The organism is Thiomicrorhabdus hydrogeniphila (genome assembly GCF_054656895.1).
This window is the reverse complement of record NZ_BAAHXL010000001.1, coordinates 424523-446141: the sequence shown is the minus strand read 5'-3', so window position 1 is coordinate 446141 and position 21619 is coordinate 424523. Positions and strand designations below refer to the sequence as shown.

Annotated in this window: 20 protein-coding genes; 7 read left to right on the top strand and 13 right to left on the bottom strand. The window is 38.5% G+C overall.

Going from position 1 to position 21619, the window contains the following annotated elements:
• Positions 1 to 47 precede the first annotated feature (47 nt).
• The 5 genes from ACYQ0E_RS01840 (at position 48) to adk (ending at position 6101) form a co-directional block, all read left to right on the top strand.
• Positions 48 to 995 carry a YicC/YloC family endoribonuclease gene (locus ACYQ0E_RS01840; protein ID WP_460186555.1) on the top strand — a complete coding sequence of 316 codons (948 nt, stop codon included), beginning with the start codon at positions 48 to 50 and terminating at the stop codon, positions 993 to 995.
• Between the two features lie 259 nt (positions 996 to 1254).
• Entirely contained in the window at positions 1255 to 1464 is a 210-nt protein-coding gene (locus ACYQ0E_RS01835) for a hypothetical protein (protein WP_460186554.1), read from the top strand.
• Between the two features lie 303 nt (positions 1465 to 1767).
• A complete protein-coding gene (locus ACYQ0E_RS01830) occupies positions 1768 to 4248 on the top strand; it encodes a penicillin-binding protein 1A (RefSeq protein ID WP_460186553.1) in 2481 nt (826 codons plus the stop codon).
• A 126-nt stretch (positions 4249 to 4374) separates the two neighbouring features.
• The gene (locus ACYQ0E_RS01825; RefSeq protein ID WP_460186552.1) at positions 4375 to 5280 is read left to right on the top strand and encodes a fructosamine kinase family protein; all 906 of its coding nucleotides are present in this window, start codon (positions 4375 to 4377) and stop codon (positions 5278 to 5280) included.
• A 173-nt stretch (positions 5281 to 5453) separates the two neighbouring features.
• Positions 5454 to 6101 (top strand): adenylate kinase, encoded by a 648-nt coding sequence (gene adk, locus ACYQ0E_RS01820; RefSeq protein WP_460186551.1) that lies wholly within the window; start codon positions 5454 to 5456, stop codon positions 6099 to 6101.
• 296 nt (positions 6102 to 6397) lie between these two features.
• Here the strand turns inward: adk and ACYQ0E_RS01815 are convergent, their stop codons facing one another.
• The 13 genes from ACYQ0E_RS01815 to gspC form a co-directional block, all read right to left on the bottom strand.
• Positions 6398 to 7591 carry a multidrug effflux MFS transporter gene (locus ACYQ0E_RS01815; RefSeq protein ID WP_460186550.1) on the bottom strand — a complete coding sequence of 398 codons (1194 nt, stop codon included), beginning with the start codon at positions 7589 to 7591 and terminating at the stop codon, positions 6398 to 6400.
• A 205-nt stretch (positions 7592 to 7796) separates the two neighbouring features.
• Positions 7797 to 8666 (bottom strand): type II secretion system protein N, encoded by an 870-nt coding sequence (gspN, locus tag ACYQ0E_RS01810; protein WP_460186549.1) that lies wholly within the window; start codon positions 8664 to 8666, stop codon positions 7797 to 7799.
• Positions 8667 to 8677: 11 nt separating this feature from the next.
• Positions 8678 to 9172, bottom strand: coding sequence for a type II secretion system protein M (locus tag ACYQ0E_RS01805; protein ID WP_460186548.1), 495 nt, complete (start codon positions 9170 to 9172; stop codon positions 8678 to 8680).
• Complete coding sequence (gene gspL, locus ACYQ0E_RS01800) at positions 9156 to 10409, bottom strand: type II secretion system protein GspL (RefSeq protein ID WP_460186547.1); 1254 nt, start codon at positions 10407 to 10409, stop codon at positions 9156 to 9158. Before gspL ends, ACYQ0E_RS01805 begins: the two co-directional genes overlap by 17 nt.
• Entirely contained in the window at positions 10396 to 11418 is a 1023-nt protein-coding gene (gspK, locus tag ACYQ0E_RS01795) for a type II secretion system minor pseudopilin GspK (RefSeq protein WP_460186546.1), read from the bottom strand. Before gspK ends, gspL begins: the two co-directional genes overlap by 14 nt.
• Positions 11418 to 12059, bottom strand: coding sequence for a type II secretion system minor pseudopilin GspJ (gene gspJ, locus ACYQ0E_RS01790; protein WP_460186545.1), 642 nt, complete (start codon positions 12057 to 12059; stop codon positions 11418 to 11420). Before gspJ ends, gspK begins: the two co-directional genes overlap by 1 nt.
• A complete protein-coding gene (gene gspI / locus ACYQ0E_RS01785) occupies positions 12052 to 12447 on the bottom strand; it encodes a type II secretion system minor pseudopilin GspI (protein WP_460186544.1) in 396 nt (131 codons plus the stop codon). The genes gspJ and gspI overlap by 8 nt, the downstream gene beginning before the upstream one ends.
• Positions 12447 to 12998 carry a prepilin-type N-terminal cleavage/methylation domain-containing protein gene (locus tag ACYQ0E_RS01780; protein ID WP_460186543.1) on the bottom strand — a complete coding sequence of 184 codons (552 nt, stop codon included), beginning with the start codon at positions 12996 to 12998 and terminating at the stop codon, positions 12447 to 12449. The genes gspI and ACYQ0E_RS01780 overlap by 1 nt, the downstream gene beginning before the upstream one ends.
• A 42-nt stretch (positions 12999 to 13040) precedes the next feature.
• The gene (gspG, locus tag ACYQ0E_RS01775) at positions 13041 to 13502 is read right to left on the bottom strand and encodes a type II secretion system major pseudopilin GspG (RefSeq protein ID WP_460186542.1); all 462 of its coding nucleotides are present in this window, start codon (positions 13500 to 13502) and stop codon (positions 13041 to 13043) included.
• Positions 13503 to 13551: 49 nt separating this feature from the next.
• Positions 13552 to 14775, bottom strand: a complete 1224-nt coding sequence (locus ACYQ0E_RS01770) for a type II secretion system F family protein (protein WP_460186541.1) — start codon at positions 14773 to 14775, stop codon at positions 13552 to 13554.
• A gap of 20 nt (positions 14776 to 14795) precedes the next feature.
• Positions 14796 to 16247, bottom strand: a complete 1452-nt coding sequence (gene gspE / locus ACYQ0E_RS01765) for a type II secretion system ATPase GspE (RefSeq protein ID WP_460186540.1) — start codon at positions 16245 to 16247, stop codon at positions 14796 to 14798.
• Between the two features lie 11 nt (positions 16248 to 16258).
• Positions 16259 to 18421, bottom strand: coding sequence for a type II secretion system secretin GspD (gene gspD / locus ACYQ0E_RS01760; protein WP_460186539.1), 2163 nt, complete (start codon positions 18419 to 18421; stop codon positions 16259 to 16261).
• A gap of 17 nt (positions 18422 to 18438) precedes the next feature.
• Positions 18439 to 19215: a type II secretion system protein GspC gene (gene gspC / locus ACYQ0E_RS01755; RefSeq protein ID WP_460186538.1), complete on the bottom strand. Its 777-nt coding sequence runs from the start codon at positions 19213 to 19215 to the stop codon at positions 18439 to 18441.
• A gap of 623 nt (positions 19216 to 19838) precedes the next feature.
• Here gspC and ACYQ0E_RS01750 point away from each other — a divergent pair.
• Both ACYQ0E_RS01750 and ACYQ0E_RS01745 read left to right on the top strand, forming a co-directional pair.
• Positions 19839 to 20294: a hypothetical protein gene (locus ACYQ0E_RS01750; protein WP_460186537.1), complete on the top strand. Its 456-nt coding sequence runs from the start codon at positions 19839 to 19841 to the stop codon at positions 20292 to 20294.
• A gap of 117 nt (positions 20295 to 20411) precedes the next feature.
• Positions 20412 to 21560, top strand: coding sequence for an outer membrane beta-barrel protein (locus ACYQ0E_RS01745; protein ID WP_460186536.1), 1149 nt, complete (start codon positions 20412 to 20414; stop codon positions 21558 to 21560).
• The last annotated feature ends 59 nt before the right edge of the window (positions 21561 to 21619 follow it).

The following is a 21619-nucleotide window of genomic DNA, read 5'->3' as shown; positions in this document are numbered from 1 at the left end:
TTACCCATATTATAATTCAACCACTACTAAAAAATTAGGCGTTAAAAATGAGCAATCTAAATTACCACGTAAACAGCATGACAGCCTTTGCTCGTACTCAACAGAATAGTGATTTTGGCCAAATTAGTTGGGAGATTCGTTCGGTAAACCAACGCTATTTAGAAATAACGCCACGTTTACCCGACTCTTTTAGACACCTAGAAGCCGATATACGCAACCTAATTAAACAACAGATTGCACGAGGCAAATTAGAGATTTCATTACAGGTTGATATTGCACAAAATTCACAGGCTATGCAGGTTAATCAATCTCTTTTAGATTCACTAAATATCGCTATTAACCAAGTACAACAATCGCTTATTGAAGCCACACACGTTAATCCTTTAGAAATTTTGCAATGGCCAGGGATCTTGCAAAAAAACACTCAAATTCAAGATCAAGAATCTATGGATAACATTGTTTTGAATGATTTAAAAAATGCGCTTAAATCATTTTCTGAACACCGTTTGCGAGAGGGACAAGGTCTGGCGCAAATCATTAACCAACGTTGTAAAACCATTAGCGAACATATTGCGCAATTAGAAAAACAGCTGCCTAACATTTTAGAAACCCATACCCAAAACTTAAAAATTCGCATTATTCATTTAACCGAGGGACTTTCAGATAATTTAGTAGACGAATCTAGCCAACAACGCTTTTATCAAGAAGTGGCCTTTTTAGCCCAAAAAATGGACATTAATGAAGAAATTGAACGCATTAAAATACATTTAGATGAAGTTATGCTCATAATAACCAACAATCCAATCAAACAGACTACCCAAAACACAGGCATACTTAACCCTATTGGCCGACGTTTAGACTTTTTAATGCAAGAATTAAACCGAGAAGCTAATACGCTTGGTTCTAAATCAGTGAGTGCCTATACCTCACAAATCAGTGTGGAGCTAAAAGTGTTAATAGAGCAAATGCGTGAACAAGTACAAAACATAGAATAGTCTCATATTTAGCCACCTTATTTTTTAAACGGAATACCTTTTACTTACAGTTCTGCTAATAGGTGTAAATAGATAAAACCGATATTTCTAATCTGTCATAAACGGTGTCACCAAAACCATAAAATAATCTTGCTCAAATGTGTTCTGTAAACTTGATATAAATCAATATTAAAAGGCTAATTTTATTGAAATTTAGGCATAAAATCAGTATAGTTCAGGTTGATATAAAAAATATAAAATTTTGTTGAGGCTTTAAATCATGAGTATTTTAGTACAAATGTTAATAACACTTACCATTGCCGTGGTTATTCCATTAGTGGTTCTTTTAGGTATTTGGGCAGACATCATTCCGCAATCAGTACAAATTGCAATTGGTCTTGCTGGTGTTGCATTGGCAGCAGCTTATATTGTAATTGGTAACCTATATCTGATGTATAGCGATATCAAAACTGGTCGTTATAGCAAATAATCAAGTTTGTTATTGATTACGCTTAAAACCCAGCTTCTGCTGGGTTTTTTCGTTTTAAAACGAATAGAAAACACACTTATCTGAGCCCTTTTTAATTAAGTGCTTTTAGTAAGCCTCCTCTTTGTATTTACTTCCTCATATTTCTTCAACAATTCAATCGTAAATTGCCTATCTAATTAATACGCAAAAAAGCTATAATAGATCACTATTTAAAACAAAATTATTTAGACCTTTTTACATAAGCAAGCAAGCCATTACAAATAGCATAACAAAACGTTAAAAGCATACGAGCAGAGTCGATTCATGAGCGAAGAAAACAATCCAACTATTGAACTAAACAATGATATGGCTCAACGCCCTACTCAAGAAAGCTCCACTTCTCAAGAACCACCCACACAACCGCCTAAAAAACCTTTTAAGAAAAAGCGCCGTTTCTTTTTGTGGTTTTTTGCTATTAGCTTTGTTATTTTTGGCCTTATTATCCCGGCTATTAGTGCAACCTATTACTACTTAACGATATATCCAACGCTGCCAGATGCATCGGATCTTAAAGATGTTAGCTATCAAGTTCCACTTAGAATCGTTACTAAAGACAATAAGTTAATCAGTGAAATTGGTACAAAAAAACGCCTGCCATTAGAGTATTCAGAAATTCCAGAGCGTATGACTCAAGCCATTATTTCAGCTGAAGATGAACACTTTTTTGAACATGGCGGAGTCGATTTTCGTGGTTTAGGACGTGCGGTTTATCAGTTAGTAACCACAGGTAAAAAACAATCCGGTGGTTCTACCATTACCATGCAGGTTGCTCGTAACTTCTTTTTAACCAAAGAAAAAACTTACCTACGTAAACTGAATGAAATCATTTTGTCTTACAAAATTGAACACGAACTAAGCAAACAAGAAATATTAGCGCTTTATCTCAATAAAATCTTTTTAGGTTACCGTTCTTATGGTGTTGCTGCGGCTGCCCAAACTTATTATGGCCGCCCAATTTCTGAATTAACTCTAGACGAATACGCAATGATTGCCGGTCTACCAAAAGCCCCATCGGCCTACAACCCTATTGCGAATCCTAGCCGTGCAAAACTACGCCGTGATTATGTGTTACGCCGCATGCATGAACTTAACTTTATTACTGAAGATGAAATGAAAGCGGCGCAAGCCGTTGAAGTACATGCGGATAAACATGCTGCCATTGTAGATGTTGAAGCGGATTATGTAGCGGAAATGGCACGCTCTTTTGCACTCGAAAAATTTGGTGAAGAGGCATTGCAAAATGGCTTAACCATTGTGACGACCATTGACAGTAAATTGCAAGATCAAGCAAACCGAGCTGTGCGTGAAGGTTTACAACGTTATGAGCGTCGTCATGGTTACCGAGGGCCTATAACCAATATAGATTTAAGTTCTTTTGAAGATCAAGATGCCATTTTAGAAAACCTAAAAGACACATCCAACTATGGCGATTTACAAGTTGGTGTGGTTACTGATTTTAATAAAACCGATACAAAAGTCTTAATGGAAAATGGGGATTCAATCACCATTCCTTTTAAAACAATGGAATGGGCGGCCGAATTTAAAACAGTAAACTACAAAGGTAAATCACCTAAAAAACCACAAGATGTACTTAAAAAAGGTGATGTAATTTATTTAGAATTACTGGATGGTCAATGGCAATTGGCGCAAAACCCGGCAACAGAATCTTCTTTAGTTTCAATTGACTCTCATGACGGCCATATTTTCGCTTTAGTGGGTGGTTACGACTATTTTAGAAGTAAGTTTAACCGTGCAACTCACGGTCGTCGTCAAGTCGGTTCAAACATTAAACCATTCCTCTATTCAGCGGGATTAGATAGCGGATTAACAGCGGCATCCACCATTAACGATGCACCCGTTGTATTTCATGATAAAAACCTTGAAGACGTATGGCGTCCAGAAAACTACTCTGGACGTTTTTACGGGCCAACTCGTTTACGTAACGCACTCGCTTTCTCTCGAAACCTTGTGTCCATTAGACTTTTAAGTAAGCTTGGTATTAGTACCGCGTCTGACTATATAGAGCGATTTGGCTTCCCTAAAGAAGAGCTTGATAAACACCGTGATTTATCGCTTGCATTAGGGAGCGTGCAGTTTACACCATGGGAAATGGTTCGCGCCTACTCTGCTTTTTCAAACACAGGTTATTTAATAGAACCGCACATTATTGATGAAGTTCGCGACTTTAATGGTGATATTCTTTACAAAACAGTACCTAAACTGGCGTGTACTGACAATCAATGTGTTGCCGGTGATGAACAAAATGCCCCACGTATTATTGAACCACGTAATGCCTATATTATGGATACCATCATGCAAGATGTTATTCGCATAGGTTCGGGTAAAAAAGCTCTGGCACTTAAACGAGTTGATATTGCAGGTAAAACGGGTACAACCAATGATCAAAAAGATGCTTGGTTCTCTGGCTTTAACTCAAATATGGTTACAACGGTGTGGGTAGGGTTTGATAGCCCAACAACCTTAGGTCGTAGTGAAGTTGGTGGTCGCGCCGCATTACCTATATGGATGGACTACATGAAAGTGGCTTTACAAGCCTATCCTAACGTACCGTTTACTCAACCTGATGGCATTGTAAATATTCCAATCGATAGAGAAACTGGGCAGGCTGTTCCGGTAAATACGCCAGGTGCTTTAATGGAAATTTTTAGAACTGAAAATGCGCCTGAAATACCAAAAGTATCGCAAAAACAAATTGAAGACATTACTGACGACCTGTTTAACTAATTGAGTAAAGCAAAGTGAGTGATTTAAAATCACACCACTCACTTTGCCTTTATACATGGTAACCTTGGCACAAAGCATTAATGTTTTGCACCAAGGTTTGGCATTAAACGTAAGCAGAGAATCATTATGAACTGGCATGACTTTTCACAACACCTGAGTGAACAGCTTAGCGAATCAATTGAAATTATTACCACACATTCTGTTACTGGTGGTGATATACACCAGGCTTACCAATTACACACCAATCAAGGCAATCTATTTTTAAAAATAAATCAGGCTGGCTTGTTTCCTCTTTTTGAAACCGAATCTCACAATCTTCAGGCCATAAATCAATCCAATACCGTACGTTGTCCAAAAATAAAAGGCGTGGATGTTTATCAAAATAACCTGGCCTGGTTATTAATGGAAAACCTGCAATTAACCCATGCTGGCGATGACTACCAACGTGGCCGTGACATTGCCTTTATGCATCAACAAATTCACTCAGCCAGCCAACCTTTTGGCTGGTTTGAAGATAATTACATTGGTCACACTTTGCAAAAAAACCAATGGCACTTTAATTGGATTGATTTCTATGGCAACCAACGTCTTAAACCACAACTAGAATTGGCGCAACTGCGAGGTGCCGATAACGCTCTTTTTGATTTAGGCCACCAACTTATAGAAGCCCTACCATTTTGGTTTACCGGCTACACACCAAAAGCCTCTTTATTGCATGGCGACTTATGGGGTGGTAATAGTGCTTTTGCGTTAGACAATAACCAACAACCCGAAGCCGTTATTTATGACCCTGCAAGTTATTATGGTGACCGAGAAACCGATATTGCCATGACCGAATTATTTGGCGGTTTTAGCCCCGATTTTTATACCGGCTATCACTCAGTTTTTCCATTAGATTCAGGCTATTCCAAAAGAAAACCGCTCTACAATTTATACCACGTAATTAACCACTTTAATTTATTTGGCGGTGATTATGAGCAACAAGCCCTTCAAATCATTCAAAAGCTATTAAAACAAAGTAAAAATGCCTAAAACCATCATTAAAACAGCCATATAACAAGCCAAAATAGCACCTAAAAATAAGTATTTTTTAGATTTACCAGGCCTGGTAAAAGCAAAAAACAGCTAAAACAGGCATTAGCTTTTATGCAACTCAGAAACACCGTATAATATTGCCAACTTTTTTCTAAACATTAGGATTTGCAATGAAATTTATTCTATTAGGCGCACCAGGTGCAGGTAAAGGAACTCAAGCCCAGTTCTTAACCAAACAATTCAATATTCCACAGATTTCTACTGGCGATATGTTACGTGCGGCAATTAAAGCGGGTACAGAACTTGGTAAACAAGCCAAAGCGGCTATTGATGCAGGCCAGCTTGTTACTGACGAAATCATTATTGGTATGGTAAAAGAACGCATTGCAGAACCTGATTGTGCAAATGGTTTTCTATTAGACGGCTTTCCACGCACCGTACCACAAGCCGATGCCGTTGCAGAAGCCGGTGTTGAAATTGATGCCGTAATTGAAATTGATGTACCTGATGAAGAAATCGTAAATCGTATGTCTGGTCGTCGTGCTCACTTACCATCTGGCCGTACATACCACGTTGTTTATAACCCACCAAAAGTAGAAGGTAAAGACGACGCAACAGGTGAAGACCTAGTGCAACGTGATGATGACAAACCAGAAGTTGTTAAAGACCGTTTAAATGTCTACCACGCACAAACAGCACCTCTTATTACCTACTACACAGAAGTAGCGGCTAAAAACCCAGCGTTAAAATACATTAAAGTAGACGGCACACAACCTATTGACCAAGTAGAAGCCGCGATTATTGAAAATTTAAAATAAAATTTTCAATAAGACTTGCTTACCAAGCCCGTCAAGTATTTGCTTACGGGCTTTTTTATTACCTTTTTTTTCATGCCACTAAGGGTTCATTAAACACAAAATCTAATCTAGATCTGCTTAATCTTTGTACCTTTTTAACTTACGCAGGTAACAAAAAAACCACGTCATTACCCGACTTGATCGGGTAATCTTTTCGCAACATTAGATTATCGGGTTAAGCCCGATAATGACAAGAAATCAATACTGCCATACCATGACTTGACTAGAGAACATCCCAAGCAAAGTTAAAAATAGGGCTATCGACTTTCTTCTAGTTCTTGTACTTTTGCATACACATTTATCCACAACAGTACGCCTACAAACCACATTAATAGCATTGACAACGCCATGAGTTTTAAAGAGTCGTGCGTAAGTGGCACTATAACAATAGCAACAAGTGCCGCAGCGCCCATTTGCATAAAGCTTTGTACCGAGGTCGCCATGCCTCTTTTTTCTGGCAAACAATCTAACGCAAAGGTAACCAAAATAGGCAAGCCAAACGATAACCCAAACGCAAATACACTAATAAATGGAATCACACTCATAACAGAGGGTTCAAACAAAAAATCGCTTATTAAACCTGCCATAGCAGCCAAACCTGTAATTGTAAATGAGGCCGTAATCATGTGCAGTGGTGAATATTTATCCGTCATTCTATGAGCTGTCATTGAGCCTAAAATCATACCACCCACCATAGGCACAAATTGTATCCAAAAATCTTCTGGGCCCAGATTTAAATGATCAAATAACAGACTTGCTGAACCCGCAATATAGACAAATATACCACCAAAGATTAAGGATTGAGAAAGCACTAATCGTAAAAATATGGGATGTTTAATAGTATGTAAATACGATGCCATCAACTGTTTAGGCTGAATAGATTGCACCGTATCTTTATGCTGAGTTTCTTTAATAAAAAACAAAACCACAATCAATGTAATAAATGCATACAGTGTTAAAAACCAAAAAATGCTTTGCCAATCAAAATGCGTCTCTAAGTACCCGCCAACAATAGGCGCAAGCGCAGGTGCAATGGCAAAAAGCATCATAACAACCGCCATAGTCTTTTGGGCTTCTTTGGGTGAAAAGACATCTCTAATCATCGCTCGGCTACCAATAATCACTCCGCCCGCTAAAACACCTTGCATAACTCTAAACATCATAAAACCATCAAAGGTAGGTGCTAAAGCACAACCCATTGAGGCGATTCCAAACCCAAATAAAGAGATAATCGCCACAGACTTGCGACCAAACCTATCTGCAAACGGCCCCCATACTAAGGTGGTAATGGCAAAAGCCGCTAGATATACACCCATAGATGACGATAAAAGTTCACGCGAAACTCCGTAATAACTCTCTATTTCAGGAAAAGAGGGTAAATAGGTATCCGTTGAAAAAGGGGCGATCATACCTGCTAAAGCGGTAAAAGTGATTAATAAAGCTCTGTTCATTTAGTCCTACAGGTTAAAAAGAAATACAGAAATGTTAGGACAGTAAAGCCCTGAATATGCAGTAACAATTTACCGCAACGATATAAAACAATTATGTATTGTAATACAGAAATCTTCACTCAAAAAAGGATTCCGAGTGCGAGAATGGAGAACTTCTTATTTTTAGAAGCCAAAAGTAATAATAACAGAATTTTACGGTTCTGTTTTATAAACGCCCTTGCAATCTACTTACGTAATTTGTGGCTGATTTTTTACGCATTAAAAAAGCCCAGTCCGGCATAACGGCTTCGCTTTGTGTATTAAGGTTGAAATCAACAGTATAAATAAGCTGCTGAGTTAAACTGCCCACTCCGTTAAGCGACCAATTGTGATGTTGACTGCTAATACGAGCTAACACCTTTTCTTTTTCAAACTCGGTTTCAATTTTTATAGCAGAAAAAACATTGTTCATTACCGATAAATTATCAACTTGCAGATCGGCATCTAACGCTGTAAACCAGTGTTTATTTAAAATATAAACACCATTAAGCTGGTTCACACTAACCAGGCCTGATAAATTTTGTAAAACAGGTAAAGTCGCTAATTTAGGTAGTTGTATAGTTTGACTAAGCTGACTTAAATTGGCCTTGCCCGTTACCTCTTTAAACAGAACAGAACGTGATTCTTGCGATCTAAATATTTGAGTAGATACCAGGCCAGTTAAATTTGAACTCGCCAAGTTCCAGTTAAGCTCCATAGCCAATTTATTTAACAATAAAGAGCTTAATTGCCAGTTCCAATTTACAGTACCAATAGAAAAATCATTTATAACTGAATTGGCTCTTTGTTCCGTTTTACCAGGCCTGGTAATTTTAGTTTGAATCGCTAAATCAACCTCTCCGTGCCAAATCGTTCCACGTGAAGCCAATATATGAATATGATTTGATTGCGTGGCTGTTTTATTAAACGGCTGTTCAATAAGTTGTTTAACGCTAGGCTGAGACAAAACCCAACTGGCTGGCAGTTGTATCAAAACAAACAGCAAAAATGCCATAACAAACAAAAAACCGAATCCAATCCACTTATTTTTATTCACATTTATACCAATTAGTTTGTTTTAAACTGCATATCTGCTTTTACCAGGCCTGGTTCTAACCAAACCATTTGTAAGGTTGCAGGCACCGCCCCTTGTTGTTCAATAAGACTTAACCACTTAAATAAACGTGTGGCATTTACTTTTTCAAAGGTTACATTGCCCCCTTTTGCCACGCCTTCTAACGTTTTAACATCCTTAAATAAGTTTTGTTCACGCAAACTATTTTGTAACAAGCTCATTAGGCTATTTTGTGACGTCACTTTTATTTGGTTTACACCACCCATTGACGATTGCAATGCTTGTGCAGCGGGTACTTGTTGATTAAGCCATTGCCATTCTTGTTGGCTATTTTTCAATTGTGTTTCTGCTTGTTTTTTATGACTCGTAATGGGCGACCAAATAAATAAATACAGCAGTACCAGCAATAAAAAACCTGCCAAAACTTTTAGCAGCATTTGCTCACGAGCATCTAAACTTAACCAGGCCTGGTTAATTTGCATCCACATAAATCACCCCTTTTGCCTCTTCATTTGACACGCTTTTTAAGCTTAATGTCATAGTCACTTGGCGGTTGTTAGATTCTTTATATAAGCTAATCACTTGCTCTAACTCTTTAGAACTTGGCGCAGTCACATTTAAGGTTAATGCCTTTTGTTTTTTATCGGCTTGCCATTGAAGTTGTTCAACTGTAACCGTTTTAGCCTGATTAAACCAAGGCTCTATTACTTGCAGAACAGCCATAACAGATTTTGTATCTGTCGCCGTTTTATTGGTTTGTTTTAAATACGTTAAGGCTTGCGATTTAATATTTACAATACGTTGAGCCTGCGGAAACATTGCCTTAAATAAATGCGTATTTTGAGCTTGCACATAAGTCGCTTGCTGCTGTAATTGCTGTGTTTGTATAACCTGAGTCACCAAATACACACCTAAAGTAATTACAGCCAATCCAGCAACCCATCGCCATTCGTACCAACTTCCTTTTTGACTGGCATTGGTTTTATAGGCAAGCTGACTCAAACTTAAAGGCAACACCTTAATAAGGTTTTGCGCATGGCTCGTCAATAAAGACGGTTCATCTACTTTTGTTTCATTAATTTCAAAATCCATCTCTTTATTTTTTAGATAATGTTGATGAACAGCCTGACCTTTAATCGCCTGATACCAATCTGCATTACCTGCAAAACCTTGGTAAGCACTGGTGCGAACAACCATGCAATTATCTTGTTGATACACGGCCCAGTTCTGAGAATCTTCGGCTAATTCACCATTTTTATTTTCTAACCTAAAACAGTCAGGAACCAACTGTGCATGTTGCAAACCAAACGATTCAAGCACGCGTTTCCAGTTTTTCATGTCTTCATGACTGGCCACCGCTACTGACATTAGGCCGTCTTGTGCGCGGTGATAATGAACAATGTGATAACTCTCAATGGATTCCGCCAAACTCTCTTCTAATGCAAACGGCAATGCTGCCATCCAGTGAACTTTACGCTTACCTGGCACAATGACTTCTGTCATAACAATTTTTTGAGTAGGCACCCATACAATCGCAATTTCTTTGGCCAATCGGTGGCTCGAACTCAATTTAGCAATCACCTCTTCGGCTTTGAGTTGTTGTCCATTTTGCGAGTGAACAAGCAACTCTCCCTTTAAAGAGAAGCTGACTACAAGCGAGTTGGATAAGATTCCATCTGCGTCTGCTGGTTGTAACTCACTTTTATTTTGGCTATGACCCAACACTTAACCACCTTTGCACTAATATCACTTCTTTCTCGCTTTTACGATTAAAAATGGATGAAACAACTTGTTCTACATCGCCATAATCGACTTCGGCTTGTAATAAAAAATAACTACTTTTCACATCTAATACCTGACTAGGAATATCAGTCTCAATCTCAGCTAAACCAAACCCGGTACTTTCTACTAAAAATGCCAAAAAAGTATGCACATCTTCCGCGGGTTCGGTTTTTCTATGCTCAATCCATTGTTTAACAATATCTTCGGTTAACCAATCGGCCAAAGACATTAATATGGTGCTATCTGCCGTATTTACATTAATCGCCGTTATATCAGGTAATGCGGTTAAATCACTCTCTATTGTTGCCAAGTTGCGAGCACTCATTTTTTGCATGCCTTGTAACTTTTGCAACTCACTTGGCATTACCATCGGTGTATTTGCGGCTCGATAAGCCGGGTCATTTAATAAATACGATTGGCTTTCTGCACCAGAATCTTGAATATCGTCATCGGCATCAACCCAATCTTGTAATACATCACCAAACCCTGCAAAGTTTTCAGTTGGCAAACGTATTGCCAGGTAGCGCTCCAGCATTTTTTTCCAAAACGCACGAATCTTGGCGTCTTTTTCTAACACATTGTTTACATTAAAACGTGCTTGTAAATCTAATAATCGCCCACTTACCGTACCTTGTGCAAATGGAATAGGTGCTAACGGTTGCGCCCACTGTTCATTTAAATTATCCGTTTTATTATTCTCTAAATCGGCCATTAAGCCTTTTTTTACCCAGCCTTCAAAGCCATAGGCTACCGACATTGAATGCGCCTGGTGAATCATGTAAGTGCTACGCTGAATATGCACTTGTTGGTCATACAATAGCTGGCTAGAAACCATGCTCACCAAAGCCACAACCAATAACACCGTTAACAAAGCAAATCCCGATTGAGACTTCGGTTTTTCTCGGTTTTTAGCCTCTACGTTTTGTTGGTTATTATTACCGTTTATTGGCATTATCCCACTCCTAAAAACAGGCGGGATATTGTGCCTAAGGTTTCGATTTTTATTGTCACCTTAACGGCTTTAGGCAAAGCATCCAAAGACTGATTAGGCGCAGGCCAAGATTTAACCCATTGGCTACTGCTATTTAATAATTCAATATCAAATGCTGTTACATTGTTTAGCAATACTTTCTTTTTAACTTTGGTGTCTGGCGCTCTATCCATTACCGGCCAAGTTAATCGATACAACACCTTATCTTCTAAAAAATAGCCAACTCGTAATAATCCACCATTGGCATTAGGCGTTGTAAATTGTGCATTTCGACTTAGCTCTACTCCAGTATCGTCACGATAAGTAAATGCCGCTAATTCAGACCCTAATTCATCGGCAATCGGTCTTGGTACTAACTGAATAAAATCTTGCTCCATCCACCACATAGCACGTTGCAATTTTTCAGTTTGTGTTGAATGTGCCTCAACACGGGTTTTTACATTTACCATGCTATCAATGGATTGGTAAGCCAATACAGCAATAACAACTGACACCCCTAAAGCCACCAATAATTCAATCAGTGTAAAACCCTTTTGCGTTTGAATTCGCATCTGTTTTTGATTGGCTACGGCTTGCGATATACGAACCAATGATTTAGTCATCTTGGGTCACAACGCTAAATAAATTGGCGGATACTTCATCACTGCCTTGTACTGTAACCTTAACGGATAACCTAAAAATATCAGATATAAATGTGGATTCTGTTTCAGTTTCTACTGACCATTGTCTATTAAGCATATCAACAGTTTGCTTATTTGTATTATTGCTTCCAGGTGCTATTTGCTGTTGCACAATGGCATTTTCTGCAACCCACGTAGCTATTACTCGCGACTCTAAATGCGATTGGTTAGAAACCGTTACCCCCAAACTCCGACTTACAGCAGATAACGCAATGGCCACAATGGCCAAAGCCACCATAACCTCAATTAAAGTAAAACCAGCTTGGCCTCCACCTTTTTTACTGTTAAACATTTTAGGGTCATTAGCCATTACTTCTCTAACTCCCGCGTAAAGGTTAAGTTTTCATCCCAACTCAAAATTAGTGTCTGGTTTTCTGTTGAGTGACTTGAGTCCTCATTTAAGCTCGTTAAACTAATTTGACCTGGCAATACATCGCCACTCGGCCAAAATACCCAACCTGACTTAGTTAATTTTTGTTGTTCCGCATATTGTGTATCCAGAGACCAACTCACTGTAAAACCCGACTGCCAAATTAAATTTTCAATTTTATCGGCAGGCTGCCACTCATAGTCTTGGTAACGGTACGCGGTTAAGCCTTCATTAGAAGGTTCAATTAAATACATTTTTTGGGTAAAAGCCGATTGATCAGCCACTTGTTTAAAATAGCTCTCAATTTTAGCCTGTTGGTTTTCTGCTAAATCTTGATTAATTCGCCCTAATGAAAGCACCCCAACTGAAACAACTACGCTCATAATAACCACAACAACCATTAACTCAATCAGCGTAAAACCTTGTTGTTGGCTTCTCTTTTTACACTGACCCAATGTCGTTGTTGTTATTAAAGTGGCCGAACCAGTCATGGCACTTTTCATTTTATTTAATGACTCTATTTACTAAAAACTTTATTGAAGATTCCATTGGCCAATCGTGGCATTAATACCTTCACCACCATCTACTCCATCGGCACCATAAGTAAACACGTCAAAAGCCCCATGTTCACCAGGCGACAAATATAAATACGGATTACCCCAAGGATCAAGAGGCACATTATCTAACAGATTTTTCCAATTTTTAGGCACAGGATCTGAATCCGGTTTATGCACTAAAGCCTCTATACCTTGATCGGTAGTTGGGTAAACAAAATTATCTAATTTATACAGTTTTAAAGCCGATGAAATCGCCGAAATATCTTGTTTAGCTTTTACAATACGCGCTTCATCAGGTCTATCCATTAAATTAGGGACTACCAGGCCTGCTAAAACCGCTAAAATCACGACAACCACCATTAATTCAATGAGCGTAAACCCTCTTTGAAACGTTAATTTTGGTTTATTTATTAATGTTTTCATAAATACTGTTCTCATAAATATTGCCTTTATTAATCTCATGATTTGTATGGATTTTTATATAAACCTAACTGCCAACCATTTGGTTCATTTCAAAAATAGGCATCATAATCGCCAACACAACCGTTAATACCACGGCCCCCATAATAATAATTAAAAGAGGCTCTAATATACTCACCAAAGTATTGGCGGCAGTTTCAACAGAAAATTCATAATGCTTTGCACCTTTTATTAGCATGGCATCAAGCTGTCCTTTACCTTCACCCGTTCTCACCAAATTTAATAAAAGCGGCGGAAAAAACCCTGCTATTTGCATAGATTTTGCAACCGATTCACCTTCTCTAACGTCTGTGACCATTTTTAATACTGCTTTTTTTAGCGGTTCTAAAGTAACCACCTCAGCAGAAATTTTTAAAGCATCTTGAATTGCTACCCCACTTGAAAGCAATACCCCCAAAGTTCTAGCCCAACGTGCGGCAGATGAGTAAATTAAGAACCGTTTAACACCAGGCGTTTTAAGTAGGTACGAATGCACTTTATAGCGACCTTTTTCTTGGCGCATAACCCAAATAAAAAAGCCCCAAATTCCAACCGCAAAAACTAACAACCAACCCCATTGATGTTGAATAAAATCGCTAAAACTCAGCATACCTCTTGTTAGTGGTGGCAGCGTTTGGTTCATATTGTCAAATACCTTAACCACTTTGGGCACCACGTAAATCATTAAAAAGAACACTATAACCACCGCAACTACCACCATTAAAATAGGGTAAATAAGCGCCGTTTTCATTTTTTTATTTAATTGGTCACGCTGTTCTATGGATTCCGCTAAACGCGATAAAACTTTATCTAAATAACCACTCTCTTCACCCGCTTGAATGGTTGCAATGACATCGGCAGGTACTTTAAATGGCGCTTGATTCAATGCGCTTGCCAAGCCATGCCCTTCAAATACCTTGGTATGTAAACTGGTCACAAACCGTCTCATTTGTTTTGTTTCCGCCTGCTGCGCCATAGATTCTAAGGCTTCATTAAGGGGGGTACCCGCATCAAGCAATGTATAAAGTTCACGAATAAAAAGCGATAAATCTGCTGTTTTAATTGGCGACAAAAATAACGAACGATTACCAACCAAGCCCGTTTTAGGTGTTTGGGCTAGCGCCTCAATCTCTGTGGGCACTAAACCTTGATCTCTTAACATTTGACGAATCTGTTTTTCAGAATCACCTTCTAAAAACCCTTTTTTGAGTTTTCCTGTTGCGGTTAATGCTTTGTATTCAAAAGCTGGCATGTAAAAAATCCATAGTCTTACTAAACCTGTGTAACACGTTGAACTTCAGATAAATTGGTTTGGCCATTTAGCACCGCTTGATACCCGTTTTCTTGCAAAGATTTTGTGTGTGTTCTTAAAACGGCTTGAATCTCATCTTCTGTCATATTGGAATAAATCATCGAGCGCAGTTTTTCGTCCATTAAAAACATCTCATATAAACCCATACGCCCTTTGTAACCGGTAAAACGACATGCTTCACAGCCATTAGGTTGGTAAATAGTAGCTTTATCAACGCCTAAAATTTCGCACTCCACTTTGTCTGCCTCATGCGGTGTTTTACAATCACATAACTCACGCACTAAACGTTGTGCCAAAACCCCCACAATACTGGATGACAACAAAAACGGCTCAACCCCCATATCTCGTAAACGTGTTACCGCCCCCACCGCAGAGTTAGTATGTAAGGTAGATAAAACCAAATGCCCGGTTAACGAGGCCTGCACGGCAATATTGGCGGTTTCGGCATCACGAATTTCACCCACCATCACCACATCAGGATCTTGACGCAAAATAGCTCTAAGCCCTTTTGCAAAGGTCATATCCGCCTTGGTATTGACTTGCGTTTGGTTAATGCCGTCTATGTGATATTCAATTGGGTCTTCTACTGTCATGATATTCCGTTCTGAATCATTCAGCAGACTTAACCCTGCATATAAGGTGGTGGTTTTACCCGAACCTGTTGGCCCAGTAACTAAGAAAATACCGTGGGATTTTGACAAGGCTTTCTCTACGCCTTTTTCGACTTGCTCTGGCAGTTTGAGTTCTTTTAGATTTAAACGTCCAGCACTTTTGTCTAGCAAACGTAAAACGACTCGTTCACCGTAACTCGAAGGAATGGTTGAAACCCTTAAATCGACCGCACGACCACCTAGCTTTAATGAAATACGGCCATCTTGTGGTAAACGTTTTTCAGCAATATCTAAACGCGCCATAACTTTAATACGAGAAACCAACATAGAGGCCAAACCAATTTTAGGTGTAAGCACGGTTTTTAAAATACCGTCAATTCTAAAACGAATACGTAACTGGTTTTCAAAAGGCTCTATATGAATATCCGAAGCACGAGAACGAATGGCTTCACCTAAAATGGCATTAAGCAGTTTAATAATAGGCGCTTCATCAGCGCTATCCAATAAATCCTCGGGTTCGCCTACCTCGGCAAATACCGATGCCAAATCTTCTGTTTCAATGGCCTCAATCGCCTCCATTGACTCTTGTCCGCGTGATGAGTAGTTTGATTGAATTTCCATATCAAACTTGGCTTGATCAATTTTATTAAGCTTAATTTCACAACTGGCAAATTGTCTTTGCAGTTCCAGTAAAGCACTAACTGGCGTTTGGTCGGTATATTCAACCAATAAATCAGCCTCTACATTTTTAAGTAGCACCCTGTTTTTATTTGCAAAACTAAACGGTAAAGTAACATTCATTTTTTATGGCCTTACAGTCCCAATAATTCTTCAGTACTCATGTCTTGAATCAAATTATCGTTTGTTTTAGAGGGTTGAGTTTCTTTTGCTTTAGCCGTTTCTTTAACCTTTTGCTCCTTATCAAACGGTATGGCAGGCTCACTGTTTTTCCACTGTTTTAAAGTCGGTAATCTTGGGCGTAAACCTTCTAACAGTTGCCCCTCTTTTTTATGCAACATGTCATCTTGTTCTTGATAAATATAATTATATTTTCGGTTACTGTAATAATCACTCATCTCATTATTACGAATAATAATTGGGCGTAAAAACACCATTAAATTTACTTTTTCACGTGTGTCTTTAGACGAACTAAATAAGCCTCCAATTCCGGGTATATCTCCCAGGCCTGGTACTTTTGATTTTGACTGACTGGCTTTTTCACTTAGTAACCCACCTAACACAACCATCTTGCCATCACCCACAATGACTTTTGTTTTAATTTGGCGTTTAGAGGTTTGTATATCTACAGCCTGGCCTTTATCTATGACATCAGAAACCTCTTGATCAATATCTAAATAGATTTCATTACCTTCATTAATTTGTGGTTTAACTTTTAGTTTTAGCCCTACGTTTTTACGCTCTATGGTACTAAACGGGCTTGTAATTGAAGTTCCTGTACTGGCGTAAGTTCCCGTTTGAAAAGGCACTTCTCTACCAACCAAAATTTCAGCTTCTTCATTGTCTAACGTTAGTACAGAAGGCGTTGCTAAAATATTGGACGATGAATCTGTATTTAAGGCACTTATTAAAGCTCCCCAACCGTAACCATCAGAATCTACACTACCGCCAGCTAAAGTAATACCTGAACCAATAACACTTGATTGAGCCAAGGCATCGCCTGAATTACCAATTAATGCCGGTATTGCACCCGAAAAGTTAATAACGCCCGCACCGCCTTCTCCATTTAAGCCCCATTCAACACCCAGAGCCGCCGCTTTATCGGCCGCAATTTCTACAAATATCGCCTCAATTAAAACTTGAGCACGGCGAATATCTAATTGCTTAATCACTTTTTTTAAGCCATTTACCACTGCCGTTGGCGCACTGATAATTAAAGCGTTCATACGCTCATCGGCTTCAATACTAATTTTTTCTTGTAACTCATTTTTACTAAAAACAGACATATTTAAACCAGTCACTTGCTCTGGAATCCCCGCAACCGTTTCTGTTGTATTAACCGCAGGCCCATTGGTCGTAGTCGTTTCTTCACTTATCTGAACCGCCTGATTACCTGATATTTTTTGTAATATGGGTGCAATATCAGTCGCTTTTGCATAACGTAAGTAAATAACTTGCACACCACCTTCGGCGTCCATTGGCACATCTAGCTCAGCAATTAAAGCACGTAACATCATGCGTTTAATTTCATCACCACTTAAAATAATACGGTTAGAACGTGCATCAAAACCTACTGTGGCATCAATACCACCCTGGTGTTTAGGCATCACACTTTTAAGTGTTTTTGCTAAATCAACCGCCGATGTATTAATTATAGGAATGACTTCAAAAGCCCCTTTTGAATCGACATCAACACGTTTTAAAATGCTTTTTAAGCGTTTAATATTTGATACTGTATCTGAAACAATCAATTTATTACTTTCAGCCAAGGCAACTAAATGCCCTTCTTTTGCCACTAAAGGACGCAATACCGCCACTAGCTTACTGGCATCAACATTGTTTACACTAATAACTTCCGTTACCCAGTCCTCGTCATATTCTGTCCAACTGCGGTACGGTATTTGATCTCTAGCTACATTAGCTGGCACAACTTTAATAACGCCATCACCAGGTACAGCCACATAACCATAAACGTTAAGTACCGCTAATAAAGAATCGTAAAGTTCATTTGGTTTCATACCCTCTGGCGCAATAAAGGTCACATTACCTTTAACACGCGGGTCAATAATAAAGTTTTTGCCTGTAATTTTAGCCACGGCTTCAATAACGGTTTTAATGTCTGCCTGCTTAAAATTTTGTTTTAACGTACCTTCTGCCATTGCCATTTGGGTGCTAGCCATAAATAACGCTAAACTCACCAAAAGCGCCACAACCAATTGCAAAATAGGCTTTATGAACCATCGATTTTTAAACAACACTTTTGTTTCTGTGCAGCTTATATTGTGTGCCATATTCATAATCTAATCCTATTCATCTAATCCAGTTGAACCAACACGCTTTGTGTTTGGCCATTTCTTATCATCGTTAAATCTAAATTGGTTTTTTTCAACATCGTTTGCCAAAGTGCTGGCGACTGTGTCAGTTCTGCTACAGAATGACCATCTACAGACGTTAATTCATCGCCAGGCATTAAGCCTAGAGAACGAAAAATATCAACCTCTTTTCGAGGCCAAACCTTCACAGAGGTAACCTTGCCTTCTTTTTGAATCATCTGAAAACGTACGTAACGCATAATAGAAATTGGATTTTTTAAGGCATTTTCTTTGGCATTTTGAAGAATGGTTTCTTGTCGAGGAGTCAATTCGGGCGACGTTGTATCGTGTGTAAACACGCTCTCATCGGTAATCATTTGCAGTTTTTCTAATAAACCATTGTGGCTAATAACAACATAATCAGGATAAACCTCTTTTAAAACCACACCCTGTTGAATGGTTTCGTCCAAGCCGTAACTTTCAGATTTACCCGCATTTTCAATAATAGCTACACCCCATTCTGGGGTCACTAAAACGCCTAATAACTTAAGATTTAAACGGGTTTTTTGCACATTTTCATCAGATTTACCAGGCCTGGTATTTTGCTCATCAGCAGTACGCCCAAACAGCGTAATAGGAGCAATAACATTAGCTTTTGATTCACTGATTTTAGAATATTGGATAGCAGGCACCACCAGCTCTTGTTTAGAACCATCCACAACAGTCCAAAACAAGCTGCCTAGCATCCATGCTATAAAAATAATCAATAGAACTAACAACGTGTTGATAACTCTATTTCTAACAAAAGTATCCAAATAAACCTCAAAATGATTTTATATTTTTTGGGTGCTATGTTTTACGGTCACTTAAATATACAAACCCTAACAACCCTTTTAAATAATTCAAAGAAACTCTAAATCACTATTATTTACCCTAAGCCGTATTAAATAATTTTACAATTATCATATAACCACACGCCCTACGACTCAAAACTAGCGTTGTATAAGTTATTTGAAATCAAAAATTTAGACTACAAAGTAACCAGCGTAGCACATTAGATAAATGTTTAATTCAAGGTTAAATAAATCGTAATAAAACCGACACAACCCAACTGCCAAAAGAATACTAGTATATATACGAAAAACAAATCCCTCAATCACCCGTAAGGATGAGGAAAATTCAAGTTAACATGACCATAAAAAACCAACTAAACTTAGCATGTAACTTATTAAAATTATTAAAAATTAATTGAACGTATAAGGAAAAATGTATATAATTGCGTATAACAATGTCTACTTTCAGTACAAATACGCATCGAGGTGTATTGCATAAAAGCACCCCTTAGGCGGTAAGTTTAGGCCTTAAAGACATAATTAAAATTCACTATTGTAGGAGCATATCGATGCGTAAAACAGTAACCACACTAGCATTAAGTTTAAGCTTAATTGCACCATCTGTCTTTGCAGATGAAAGCACATTATCAGCATTGCAAGCAGCAGGCGTAGCCTTAACAGATGCTCAAGCAACGTCAATTCAAGGCGCCTCTTGTTCTGCAGAAAGTTGTGCAGAATTAACAGAACAAATTTCAGCACTTATTGCATCAAACCAAACAAACGATGCAACGGTTGAATCTATTTTAAGAGCAGCCTCTTCAGCACATCCTGAAAACGCAAACCAATTTGGTGACGCGGCAATGGCAGCAGCACCAGATCAAACTGCCTTAATCGCAGGTCTTATGTCTGAGTTAGCGCCAACAGCTGCAGGTGGCAACGGTCCAATTAGAGCTCGTATCCGCGCTAACTTTAATAACAACATTCCAACATCTCCAGGTGGAGGTGGTTCATCTAGCCCAAGCTAATAAACTATTAGTGGCTTCTTATAGCCTGGCAACATCTCGCCAGGCTACAAATTTAATGAATAAAATTCAATCTCGTGCGGGATTTCTTTCTCGTAGCTTCATTGTGGATAAAGTATTATGAATAAGTATAAACAAGTACAACTAGCAGTGGCTTTAGCGACAATAAGTAGTGCCGCATTTGCAATCGACCCTGCTTCACTTGACTTTGAAGGCATAGAAGTAACGCCTACTCTCGAAGTAAGCGGAACATATGATGATAACTATCAGGCAACCAGTGAAGAAAAATCGTCATGGATTACAAGTATTACACCTGCTGTAAACGTTGCAATTTATGGTCGTAATGCAGTCTACAACATCAACTATGCTCTAAATCACCAACTATATGAAGCTTCAGGTTCGCAAAACTTAACAAACCACCATTTAAACGCCACAGCAGACTATCAATTTGATATAAGAAACGCTTTAACCGTTGAAGCTGGATACAACAAAACCGAAAGTGCAACATCTACCTACACCCCTGGTGAACTAAACAGCTTTAGTACAAAAAACCTAGGCGCAAGTTACACATACGGTGCTCCAACAGCAACTGGCAACCTTGAGCTAGGTGCTAACTATGAACAATATCGTTCAGAAAACGGAGTCAACTTAGACCAAGAAAGAAACTCAACTTCTGCATCAGCAACTTTTCTTTACAAAATTACAGACAAAACTAAATTAACCGCTGAAGTTAGAGGCACACAATTTGACTACATTGAAAGTACAAGCTTACTAGACAGTACTAACTTAGGTTATTTTGTGGGTGCACGTTGGGAAGCAACGGCAAAAACAGAAGGCCATATCAAAATCGGTAAAGAAAATAAAGACTTTGACAGCTCAAGCTTAAAAGACACCGACCTTAACTCATGGGAAGTCAGTGTAGATTGGGCACCACTCACTTACTCAGTAATAACCTTAACAAGTAACCAAAAAATTGATGAAGGTAGCTACGATTCAAGTTACACAAATACAACAAACAACGAAATAAAATGGGTACATGATTGGGGGCGCGGTTACTCTTCAAATGTTAACTACACAAACACAAATAGAGATTATGTCACCACCAATCGTGAAGATACCATTAACGCCTATGGTATTGGCTTAACATACGAAGCTAAACGTTGGATGGACATTGCATTTGATTACCAAGCAAGCCATCAAGACTCAACAGACACAAACTATGACTTTAATCGCAATATCTTCCAGCTAACTTTAAACATTAGCTTGTAACATTAAGCTTATAATAAAAACATCGGAACCACTCCATTTAGAGTGGTTTCATTGTTTTA